The sequence below is a fragment of the Pseudomonas sp. 58 R 3 genome (assembly GCF_900006605.1).
In the GTDB taxonomy this organism is placed as follows: domain Bacteria; phylum Pseudomonadota; class Gammaproteobacteria; order Pseudomonadales; family Pseudomonadaceae; genus Aquipseudomonas; species Aquipseudomonas salomonii.
This window is the reverse complement of sequence record NZ_CVTT01000051.1, coordinates 1-13,005: the sequence shown is the minus strand read 5'-3', so window position 1 is coordinate 13,005 and position 13,005 is coordinate 1. Positions and strand designations below refer to the sequence as shown.

Here is a 13,005-nt window from a genome sequence, read left to right as displayed (position 1 = left end):
TGAACCGTGCCGACCTGACGGCGCAAACATTCCTCGCCGACCCGTTCAGCGACACGGGCTTGATGTACCGCACCGGCGACCTGGTGGCCTGGCGTGCGGACGGTACCTTGCAGTACCAGGGCCGTAACGACCAACAGGTGAAAATCCGTGGTTTCCGCATCGAACTGGGCGAGATCGAGACACGCCTGAGCGAGCACCCGCAGGTCAAGGACGCTGTGGTACTGGCCCGTGAAGACGAGCCGGGGCACAAGCGCCTGGTGGCGTATTTCACTGAGCGCGACAGCGTGGACATCGCCACCCTGCGCGACGACCTGTTGACGCAGCTGCCGGACTACATGGTACCGAGCGCCTACGTGCGCCTGGACAGCCTGCCGCTGACCAGTAACGGCAAGGTTGACCGCAAGGCCCTGCCGGCACCGGACCAGGACGCCTTGCTCAGTCGTGGCTACGAAGCCCCCCAGGGGGAAGTGGAAAACGTGCTGGCACGGATCTGGGCGGACCTGCTCAAGGTCGAACAGGTTGGCCGTTACGATAACTTCTTCGAACTGGGCGGCCATTCGCTGCTGTCCGTGAGCCTGATCGAACGCATGCGCCAGGCCGGACTCGGTGCCGATGTGCGTGTGCTGTTCAGCCAGCCGACCTTGGCGGCACTGGCTGGCGCCGTGGGCAGTGGGCGTGAAGTGGCCGTGCCGGCCAACCTGATCACTGCCGCGTGTGAGCGCATCACGCCAGACCTGTTGCCCCTGATCAGCCTGGACCAGGCCAGTATTGACCATGTCGTCGCCCAGGTTCCGGGCGGCGTGGCCAATGTGCAGGATATCTATGCCCTGGCGCCGTTGCAGGAAGGCATTCTCTATCACCACATCACCGCCGAGCAGGGCGACCCCTACCTGCTGCAGTCGCAAATGGCCTTTGACAGCCTCGAGCGTTTGCAGCGTTTTGCCCACGCCCTGCAAGCCGTGATCGAGCGCCACGACATCCTGCGTACCGGGATGGTCTGGGAGGGCTTGAGCGCCCCCGCACAGGTAGTGTGGCGCAAAGCCGAGCTACCGGTGCAGGAGCTGATCCTCGACCCGGCCGATGGCGATATCCTGACCCAATTGCATGCGCGGTTTGACGCTCGGCACTACAGCCTTGACGTCAGCCAGGCACCCTTGATGCGCCTGGCCTATGCCCGCGACGAGCGCAATGACCGCACCGTGGCGGTGCTGTTGTTCCACCACATGGTCCTGGACCACACCGCACTTGAGGTGGTCAGCTGGGAAATGGCCGCCAGCCTGTTGGGCGCCACCGCGCCACTCCCGGCGCCGGTGCCTTACCGCAACTACGTAGCCCAGACGCGCCTGGGTGGGGTTGAGCAGGAGCATGAACGCTTTTTCAGCGAGATGCTCGGCGACATTGACGAGCCGACGCTGCCGTTCGGCCTCAAGGACGTGCAGAGCGACGGCAACACGGTGGCTGAAGTTACCCAGACCTTGCCGGTGGACGTCAGCCGGCGTCTGCGCACTGCGGCGCGTGCCCTTGGGGTCAGCGTTGCCAGCCTGTTCCACTTGGCCTATGCCCAGGTGCTGGGCGCAGTCTCGGGCAGGCAGGACGTGGTGTTCGGCACGGTTCTGGTCGGGCGCCTGCAGGGCGGCGAAGGCGCTGATCGCGCGCTGGGGATGTTCATCAACACCTTGCCGCTGCGCGTCGACCTCGGCCAGCACAGCGCACGGACCGGCGTGCGTGCCACGCACGCACGCCTGTCGGCGCTGCTGGGCCACGAGCATGCCTCATTATCCCTGGCCCAGCGCTGCAGTGGCGTGGCCGCGCCGGCGCCGTTGTTCAGCGCGATGCTCAACTATCGGCACAGCGCCAGCGATGGCGTGATGCATCAGACCCGTGACGCCTGGGTGGGCATCGAAACCCTGGCCAGCGAAGAACGCACCAACTACCCGCTGGCGCTGAACGTGGATGACCAAGGTGACAGCTTCCGCTTGAACGTACAGGCCATCGCGGTGGATGCCCAGCGCGTGGTGGACTATGTGCAGACGGCTTTGCATAACTTGGTGCAGGCGCTGGAGACCGCGCCGCACAGCGCCTTGCAGCAACTCTCGGTGCTACCGGCCCAAGAGCGTGAAACGGTGCTGGTGGCCTTCAACGACACGGCCCGCGACTACCCGCTGCAACAAACCCTGCATGGGCTGTTCGAAGCCCAAGTGGCGCGCACGCCGAACGCCGTCGCAGTATTGGCAGACGCCCGGCACCTGAGTTATTGCGAGCTGAACGAGCGCGCCAACCGCTTGGCCCATCATCTGCGTGAGCTCGGTGTGGTGCCGGATTCGCGGGTGGCGATCTGCGCTGAGCGCAGCCTGGAAATGGTGGTTGGCTTGCTGGCAATTCTCAAGGCCGGCGGTGGTTATGTGCCGCTGGACCCTGCTTATCCGCTGGACCGCCTGGCCTACATGCTGGAAGACAGCGCGCCGGCCGTGGTGCTGGTCCAAGGCGCCACCCGTGCCTTGCTGGGGCACCTCGACGTGCCGGTCGTCGACCTGGAGCGCCTCACCTGGCAACAGCAGTCGGCGAGCAACCCGTTGATTGCCGGGTTGACCCCACAACACCAGGCCTATGTGATCTACACCTCCGGCTCCACCGGCAAGCCCAAGGGCGTCATTAACGAACACAGCGCGGTGGTTAACCGCCTGCTGTGGATGCAGGAAGCCTACGGCCTCGACGCCAGCGACACGGTGCTGCAGAAAACCCCGTTCAGCTTCGACGTGTCGGTGTGGGAGTTCTTCTGGCCGCTGTTTACCGGGGCGCGCCTGGTCATGGCCCGTCCTGACGGGCACAAGGACCCCGCGTACCTGTGCGAGATCATCCAGGCCGAACGTGTCACCACGCTGCACTTTGTGCCGTCGATGCTCGAGGTATTCCTCGCCCATGGTGAACTCAGCCAGGCGGCCGGGCTGGTACGCGTGATGTGCAGCGGCGAGGCACTGCCGGGCAGTGTGGTGCGCCGCTTCAAGCAGCAACTGCCGACCAGCGCCTTGTTCAACCTCTATGGGCCGACCGAAGCGGCGGTGGACGTTACCGCCTGGGACTGCGCCGGGCCGACCACCCCGGACAACACGCCGATCGGCAAGCCGATCGCCAATACCTGCCTCTATGTGCTGGACGAACACTTGCAGCCGGCGCCACTGGGCGTCAGCGGCGAACTGTTTATCGGTGGCGTGCAAGTTGCCCGTGGCTACCTGAATCGCCCGGAACTGACGGCCGAACGCTTCGTCGACAACCCCTTCAACGCCGGGCGCATGTATCGCACCGGTGACGTCGGACGCTTCCTGGCCGACGGCAATATCGAGTACCTGGGCCGTAACGATGACCAGGTCAAGATTCGTGGCCTGCGCATCGAACTGGGGGAAATCCAGGCACGCCTGGGCGAATACCCGCAGATCCAGGAAGCCGCGGTGCTGGCCCGCGAGGACGTGCCGGGCGACAAGCGCCTGGTGGCCTATTACACCGGTGTACCGGCCGAGGCTGAAGCCTTGCGCACGCACCTGTTGGCGCTATTGCCGGACTACATGGTGCCGCAATTGTTCGTGCACCTTGAGGCGCTGCCGCTGAGCCCTAACGGCAAGCTCGACCGCAAAGCCCTGCCGGCACCCGACCTCGGGGCGTTACGTACGCGTGAGTATGAGGCGCCGTCGACCGACACCGAAATCGCACTGGCCCGGCTCTGGGCTGAATTGCTGGAGGTCGACCAGGTCGGTCGACATGACCATTTCTTTGAACTGGGCGGCCATTCATTACTCGCCGTCAGCCTGATCGGGCGGTTACGCCAGGAAGGCATCGATGCAAACGTCAAGGCGCTGTTCAAGCAACCCACGCTCTGGGAATACGCCGAAATTACAGAAAGAATGGAGATGGTCCTGTGAGTGTTCTCGAACTGTTGGCGACATTAAAAGAAAAAGACGTTCAGCTTGCCGTCAAGGGTGACCAACTCGTGGTGCAGGGCAACAAGCAAGCGTTGAAGGAGCCCAGCGTATTGGCCTCGCTGCGCGAGCACAAAGCGGCGTTGATCGCCTTGATCAACGCTGGCGAGTACCGCGCCGAGCGCGCCGGACAGGTCACGGTACCGGCCAACCGCATCCCCGCCGGTTGCACGCATATCACCCCGGACATGCTGGCGCTGACGACACTGGATCAGGCCAGCATCGAGCGCATCGTCGCGTGTATTCCCGGCGGCGCAGCCAACATCCAGGACATTTACCCGCTGGCGCCGCTGCAATCGGGCATTCTGTTCCATCACCTGTCTGCGCAACAGGGCGACCCCTACGTGCTGCAATGCATGATCGGCATGGACAACCGTCAATGCCTGGATGACTTCAACCAGGCGCTGCAACACGTGATCGACCGGCATGACAGCTTCCGCACCGCCGTGCTCTGGGACGGCCTGGAAGAACCCCAGCAGGTGGTACTGCGCCAGGCGCGCCTGACGGTGGAAGAAGTCGCGCTGGACCCAGCCGTCGGCGACGTTCGCCAGCAATTGGAACAGCGCTTCGACAACCAGCATTTCCGCCTGGACATCAGCCAGGCGCCGCTGATCCGCATCGCCTGCGCGCACGACCCGGTCAATGATCGCTGGCTGGCCTTGCTGATGTTGCACCACATCGTCTCCGACCATGCCGCGTTGGCGGTGGTGCAGCATGAAATCCAGCAATACCTGCTGGGCCAGGCCGCACAACTGGGCAAACCGGTGCCGTACCGCAATTACGTGGCCCAGGCACGCCTGGGTGTCAGCGAGCAGCAGCACGAAGCGTTTTTTCGCGAGATGCTTGGCGACGTGGACGCACCGACGCTGCCCTTTGGCCTGGCGGATGTGCAAGGGGACGGCCAGGTGCTGCAAGAGGCCGGGCAGTCGGTTCCGGCGGTGTTGGGCCAGCGCCTGCGCACCCAGGCCCGGCAGCAAGGGGTCAGTACGGCGAGCCTGTGTCATCTGGCGTGGGCCCAGGTGCTGGCGGCCGTCACCGGCAATGAACGGGTGGTCTTCGGCACGGTATTCCTCGGGCGTATGGAAAGTGGCGAAGGCGCCGAGCATGCGCTGGGCATGCTGATCAACACCTTGCCACTGCGCGTCGACGTGGGCGGTCACAGCCCGGCCGCCGCACTCAAGGCAACCCATGCGCGGCTCACGGCGTTGCTCGGCCATGAGCATGCACCCCTGGTGCTGGCGCAACGTTGCAGCGGCGTGGCCGCGCCGCAACCCTTGTTCAGCGCCTTGCTCAACTATCGCCACAGTGCCCATGACCTGGGGTCCGAGCAGGCCCAGGCGGCCTGGCGCGGTATCGAATTTTTCCACACCGAAGAGCGCACCAACTACCCGCTGACCCTCAGCGTCGATGAACTGAGCGACGGTTTTGCCGTCACCGTCCAGGCGTTGCCGGTACTGGGCGCGCAACGTTTTTGCGAATACATGCTGACCGCACTGGAACACCTGGTGCAGGCGCTGGAGCAAGGCTCATCGATAGCGGTCAACCAACTGCCGGTGCTGCCAAGCGCCGAGCGTGCGCAACTGCTCGAAGGTTTCAACCAAACCCAGGTCGACTACCCGCGCGGGCTGACCATCCATCAGCGTATCGAACAACAAGTGCTGCGTGACCCGCAGGCGGTCGCGGTGCTGTACGACGGGCAGGCGCTGTCCTATGGTGAACTGAACCAGCAGGCCAATCAGCTGGCCTTGCAACTGCTTGAACTGGGGGTGCAGCCGGACGATCGCGTGGCGATCTGCGCGCGCCGCAGTCTGGAAACCCTGGTGGGGCTGGTGGCGATCCTCAAGGCCGGCGCGGCGTATGTGCCGATTGACCCGGCGCACCCGCTGGACCGCATCGGCTACCTGCTCGAAGACAGTGCCCCGGTGGCCGTGCTGGTACAGCCGGGCCTGGCTGAGCGTTTGCCGGCCCTGCAAGTACCGGTGCTGGAACTCGACAGTCGCCTGCTGCAAGGGCCTGGGCAAGACAATCCACACATCGCCGGCCTGACCCCGGCGCACCTGGCGTATGTGATTTACACCTCAGGGTCCACCGGCTTGCCCAAAGGCGTGATGGTCGAACACCAGACCCTGGAGAACCTGGTGAACTGGCACTGCGAAGCGTTCGACCTGCACGCGGGCAGCCACACCTCCAGTGTCGCCGGGTTTGGTTTCGACGCGATGGCCTGGGAAGTCTGGCCGGCCTTGTGCGCGGGAGCGACCCTGCATCTACCGCCGGCGGCCCACGGTAATGAAGACATTGATGCGCTGCTGGCCTGGTGGCAGGCGCAGCCGCTGGATGTCAGCTTCTTGCCCACGCCGGTGGCCGAGTACGCCTTCAGCCAGTCACTGGAACACCCGACGCTCAAGACCCTGCTGATCGGCGGCGATCGTCTGCGCCAGTTCAGCCAGGCGCAATCGTTTACCCTGGTCAACAACTATGGCCCGACCGAGGCCACGGTGGTGGCGACTTCCGGCGTGATTGAAGCCGGGCAGCCCCTGCACATCGGCAAACCCGTAGCCAACGCCCAGGTCTACCTGCTTGATGCACAGCTCAAGCCGGTGCCGCTGGGCGCGACCGGTGAGCTGTATGTCGGAGGCGGTGGGGTGGCGCGCGGTTATTTGAACCGTGCGCAAATGACCGCCGAGCGTTTTGTCAATGATCCGTTCAGTGCCGCGCCGCAGGCGCGCATGTACCGCACCGGCGACCTGGCGCGCTGGCTGCCTGACGGCACGCTGGAGTACCTGGGGCGTAACGATGACCAAGTGAAGATCCGCGGCGTGCGTATCGAACTGGGTGAACTCGACAGCTGCCTGGGCGCGCATCCGCAGGTCCGTGAAGCCGTGGTATTGGCCCGCGACGGACGCCTCATCGCCTATTTCACCGAGCGCGAGACGCTGGACATTGAAACCCTGCGTGGCTTTATGCAGGCGCAACTGCCGGAGTACATGGTGCCGTCTGCCTATGTACGGCTGGACAACCTGCCGCTGACTGCCAACGGCAAGCTGGACCGCAAGGCCCTGCCGGAGCCGGACCACGAGGCCTTGCTCAGCCGCAGCTATGTGGCGCCGCTGGGCGAAGTGGAAGCCACCCTGGCGCAGATTTGGGCAGATGTGCTCAAGGTCGAGCGCGTCGGGCGCCATGACCATTTCTTCGAATTGGGCGGGCATTCGTTGCTGGCGGTCAGCCTGGTCAGCCGCATGCGCCAGGCCGGCTTGAACGCCGATGTGCGCGTGCTGTTCAGCCAGCCGACGTTGGCGGCGTTGGCGGCGGCTGTGGGTCACGGCCGTGAAGTGACGGTTGAGCCCAACCGCATCCAGGCCGATTGCCAACGCATTACCCCGGACCTGTTGCCCCTGATCAGCCTGGACCAGGCCAGCATCGACCGTATCGTCGCCAGCGTGCCCGGTGGCGTGGCCAATGTGCAGGATATCTACCCGCTGGCACCGCTGCAGGAAGGCATTCTGTACCACCACCTCAGTGCTGAGCAGGGCGATCCGTATTTGCTTCAGGCGCGCTTCAGCTTTGCCGACAGCCAACGCTTGCAGGCGTTTGTACAGGCGTTGCAGGCCGTGATCGACCGGCATGACATCTTGCGCACCGCAATAGTACTGGAGGGCCTGTCGGCGCCGGTCCAAGTGGTGTGGCGCAAGGCGCAACTGGACGTGCGGCAGGTGGTGGTGGATGGCGCGAAAGGCGCTGTGCTTGCCCAACTGGAGCAGCGTTTTGGCGCCCGCCAGCATCGCCTGGACCTGGCCCGTGCGCCCATGATGCAGCTGGTGCATGCCGAGGACCCGGCCAATCAGCGTGTGGCCGCGATCCTGTTGTTCCACCACATTGCCCTGGACCATACCGCGCTGGACGTGGTGAGCCAGGAAATGCAGGCCTACCTGCTGGACCCGAGCGCTGAACTGCCGGTGCCGGTGCCCTATCGCAATTATGTGGCCCAGGCGCGCCTGGGGGTCAGCGAGCAAGAGCACGAAGCGTTCTTCCGCGAGTTGTTGGGTGATATCGACGAACCGACGTTGCCGTTCGGCCTGCAGGATGTGCAGGGCGATGCCCAGACGATCGAAGAAGCCCGCCTGGGCGTCGATCCCGAATTGAACCGGCGCTTGCGCAGCCAGTTGCGCCACCTGGGCGTCAGTGCCGCCAGCCTGTTCCACTTGGCTTGGGCCCAGGTGCTGGCCGGTGTCACCGGCCAGCAACACGTGGTTTTCGGCACGGTATTGATGGGCCGCATGCTCGGCGGCGAAGGCGCCGAACGGGCGTTGGGGATGTTCATCAATACCTTGCCGTTGCGCATTGACGTGGACAGTCGCGATGCTCGCGCCGGCGTACGCCAGGCGCATTCGCGCTTGAGCGCGTTGCTGGGCCATGAGCACGCCTCGTTGGCCCTGGCGCAACGCTGCAGCCAGGTGCTGGCACCGCTGCCGTTGTTCAGTGCACTGCTCAACTATCGCCATAGCAGTGCGGGCGATGGGTCGGCACAGACCCAGCAAGCCTGGCAGGGCATGGAGGGGCTTGGTGGCGAAGAACGTACCAACTACCCACTGACCTTGAACGTCGATGAATGGGGTGACGGTTTCAGCCTGACCGTGTTGACCTTGCCGGAAGTCGGTGCGCAACGCCTGTGCGCGTTTGTGCATCAGGCATTGGAGCAGCTGGTGCAGGCACTGGAGCGATCGTCCACGACCGCGCTGCACACGTTGGCGATCCTGCCGGCGGATGAGCGTGAGCAGGTGGTGACGGCATTCAACGCCACGGCGCGCGACTACCCGCAGACCCAGACCGTCCACGCACTTTTCGAAGCGCTCGCGACCAGGCAGCCGACGGCACTGGCCGCCGTGCACGCGGCACAACGGGTGACTTATGCCCAATTGAATGCACGGGCCAACCGCTTGGCCCATTACTTGATCGGCCTGGGCGTGGCGCCGGGCGAGCGCGTCGCGATCCTGCTCGAACGTTCCGTGGACCTGCTGGTGAGCCAGTTGGCGATCAGCAAATGCGCGGCCGTGTATGTGCCGCTGGACGTTAATGCGCCGCTGGACCGTCAGGGCTTTATGGTTGTGGACAGCGGGGCGCAACTGTTGCTCAGTGTGGCCTCGATCGCTACGCCGCCGGGCGCGCGTCGCCTGGACCTCGACCGCCTGGACCTGAGCGCTGGTCCCGACTGCAACCTGGCACTGGAGCAATCGGCCGAGACGGCGGCGTACATCATGTACACCTCCGGCTCCACCGGCACGCCAAAAGGCGTATTGGTGCCGCACCGGGCAATTACGCGCTTGGTGATCAACAACGGTTACGCCGATTTCAATCAGCAGGATCGTGTGGCCTTTGCCTCCAACCCGGCGTTTGATGCCAGCACCCTCGACGTGTGGGCGCCCTTGCTCAACGGCGGCGCGGTGGTGGTGGTCGACCAGGACACGCTGTTGTCCCGCCAGCTGTTTGCCCAGTTGCTCAGCGCTGAAGCGGTGAATGTGCTGTGGATGACTGCCGGCCTGTTCCACCAATACGCCGAAGGGCTGTTGCCGGTGTTCACACAACTGCGTTATCTGATCGTCGGTGGCGATGTGCTCGACCCGCGTGTCATCGCCCGAGTACTCAAAGACGGCGCGCCGCAGCACCTGCTCAATGGCTACGGACCGACCGAAGCCACCACCTTCTCGACCACCTTTGAAATCACTTCGGCCGAGGAGGGCAGCATTCCCATCGGCCGGCCGGTCGGCAACAGCCGTGCCTATGTGCTGGATGCGCGCCAGCAACCGGTGGCGGTGGGTGTGACCGGTGAGCTGTATATCGGTGGCCAGGGCGTCGCCCTGGGCTATCTGAACCGTGCCGACCTGACGGCGCAAACATTCCTCGCCGACCCGTTCAGCGACGCCGGCCTGATGTACCGCACCGGCGACCTGGTGGCCTGGCGTGCCGACGGCACTTTGCAGTACCTGGGGCGTAACGACCAGCAGGTGAAAATCCGTGGTTTCCGCATTGAATTGGGCGAGATCGAGACACGCCTGAGCGAGCACCCCCAGGTCAAGGACGCTGTGGTACTGGCCCGTGAGGACGAACCAGGGCACAAGCGCCTGGTGGCGTATTTCACTGAGCGTGGCGCGGTCGACCTCCAGGCGCTGCATCAGCACCTTCAAGCGCAGTTGCCGGAGTACATGGTGCCGAGCGCCTATGTGCGCCTGGACAGCTTGCCGCTGACTAACAACGGCAAGGTCGACCGCAAAGCCTTGCCCGCACCCGACCAGGACGCGTTGCTCAGCCGTGGCTACGAAGCGCCGCAAGGCGAGGTGGAGCACGTGCTCGCGCAGATCTGGGCCGATGTGCTCAAGGTTGAGCAGGTCGGGCGCCACGACAATTTCTTCGAACTGGGCGGGCATTCGCTGCTGGCCGTCAACCTGATCGAGCGCATGCGCCAGGCGGACCTGAGCGCCGACGTGCGTGTGCTGTTCCGCCAGCCGACCCTGGCGGCGCTGGCCGCCGCGGTGGGCAGTGGCCGTGAAGTGGCCGTGCCGGCCAATCTGATCAGCCCCGAGTGCGCGCGCATTACCCCTGAACTGTTGCCGCTGGTCACTCTGGATCAAGCGAGCATCGAGCATATCGTCGCGCAAATCCCGGGCGGCACGGCGAATGTGCAGGATATCTACCCGCTGGCACCGTTGCAGGAAGGCGTGCTTTACCATCATATCCGCGCCGAAACCGGTGACCCCTACCTGCTGCAATCCAGCTACGGCTTTGACAATCTGGAGCGTTTTCAGGTGTTCGCGCAGGTGTTGCAGGCGGTAATCGATCGCCATGACATCCTGCGTACCAGCCTGGTCTGGCAAGGTTTGGAAAACCCGGTGCAAGTGGTCTGTCGCAAAGCCGTACTGGGTGTCGAGCAGATGCATGTGCAAGCGCAGGGCGCTGACGTCGTGAGCCAACTGCGTGAACGTTTCGACGCCCGTCACTATCGCCTGGACCTGACCCAGGCGCCGTTGATGCGCATCGTCTATGCCCATGACGAGGCCAACCAGCGTGTGGTCGCCTTGCTGATGTTCCATCACCTGGTGATGGACCACACCGCGCTCGACGTGGTGCAGCAGGAAATGCGCATGCTCCTGCTGGGGCAAGCGCAGCAACTGGGCCACGCCGTGCCGTACCGCAACTATGTGGCGCAGGCGCGCCTGGGCAGTGCCGATGTGGAGCACGAACGGTTCTTTCGCGACATGCTCGGCGCAATCGATGAGCCGACCTTGCCGTTCGGCCTGCAGGACGTGCAAGGCGATGGGCATGGGGTGGGCGAAGCCACGCGCCTGCTCGATATCGACTTGAGCCTGCGTTTGCGTGAACAGGCACGCCAGAGCGGCGTGAGTGCCGCCAGCCTGTTTCACTTGGCTTGGGCGCGCGTGCTCGGCACCTTGTCGGGCCGCCAGCAGGTGGTGTTCGGCACCGTGCTGATGGGCCGCATGCAAGGCGGTGAAGGCGCCGACCGCGCGTTGGGCATGTTTATCAATACCTTGCCGCTACGAGTCGATGTTGACGCTGCCGGTGTGCGCTCTGCCGTCAAGTCCACCCATGCGCGCCTGACCGCACTGCTCGGTCATGAGCATGCGTCCCTGGCCCTGGCCCAACGTTGCAGCGGGGTGCCTGCGAGTACGCCGTTGTTCAGTGCCTTGCTCAATTACCGTCACAGTGGTGTGGTCGACGACGCCGCCACACTCGACGAGGCGTGGCACGGCATGTACTTCTTGCATGCCGAAGAACGCACCAACTACCCGATCACCCTCAGCGTCGATGACCTGGGCGAGCAATTCAATCTCAGTGCGCTGGTGGTCTCGCCGCTGGAGGCGCAGCGCATTTGTGATTACCTGCTCAACGCCGTGGAGCACCTGGTGCAAGCGTTGGAACAGCAGCCCCACACACCGTTCGAGCAGTTGCCGGTGGTGCCGGCGGCCGAAGTTCGCCAAGTGTTGGTCGAGTTCAACGCCACCCGGCGTGACTACCCGCATACGCAGACGCTTCATGCGCGGTTCGAAGAGCATGTTGCTGCGCAGCCGCTGGCACCGGCAGCGGTGCAGGGCGAGCAGTCATTGAACTATGCGCAGTTGAACCGGCGTGCCAACCAACTGGCCCACCATTTGCTCGGCCTGGGTGTGGCACCCGGCGAGCGCGTGGCGATCCTGCTGGAGCGCTCGCTGGACCTGCTGGTGAGCCAGTTGGCCATCAGCAAGTGCGCGGCGGTGTATGTGCCGCTGGACATCAACGCGCCGCTGGACCGTCAGGGCTTTATGGTTGCGGACAGCGGTTCACAGTGGCTGCTCACGTTGGCGTCGATCGAGGTGCCCGAGGGCGCTCGTCGTCTGGACCTGGACCGCCTCGATTTCACTGACACCCCCGACTGCAACCCGGCGCTGGAGCAATCGGCCGAGACGGCGGCGTACATCATGTACACCTCCGGCTCCACCGGCATGCCAAAGGGCGTATTGGTGCCGCACCGGGCAATTACGCGCTTGGTGATCAACAACGGTTACGCCGATTTCAATCAGCACGACCGTGTGGCCTTTGCCTCCAACCCGGCGTTCGATGCCAGCACCCTCGACGTGTGGGCGCCCTTGCTCAACGGCGGCGCGGTGGTGGTGGTCGACCAGGACACGCTGTTGTCCCAGGCAGATTTCGCCGCGCTGTTGCAGCAGCAAGCGGTCAGCGTGTTGTGGATGACCGCCGGCCTGTTCCACCAATACGCCGATGGGCTGCTGCCGCTGTTCACGCAACTGCGTTACCTGATCGTCGGCGGCGATGTGCTCGACCCAAGTGTCATCGCCCGAGTACTCAAGGACGGCGCACCGCAGCACCTGCTCAACGGCTACGGCCCGACCGAAGCCACCACCTTCTCGACCACCTTTGAAATCACCTCGGCCGAGGAGGGCAGCATCCCGATTGGCCGGCCGGTCGGCAACAGCCGTGCCTATGTGCTGGATGCCCATCAGCAACCGGTGCCGGTCGGCGTGACCGG

At 64.4% G+C, this 13,005-nt stretch carries 2 protein-coding genes; both read left to right on the top strand.

What is annotated here, in order from left to right; translation table 11 throughout:
- The coding region (locus tag BFP92_RS14035) for a non-ribosomal peptide synthetase (RefSeq protein ID WP_139114065.1) at positions 1-3,914 on the top strand (3,914 nt) is incomplete at its 5' end.
- Positions 3,911-13,005, top strand: a 9,095-nt coding sequence (locus tag BFP92_RS14030; RefSeq protein ID WP_139114064.1) for a non-ribosomal peptide synthetase, incomplete at its 3' end; no start/stop codon positions are given. The genes BFP92_RS14035 and BFP92_RS14030, both read left to right, overlap by 4 nt.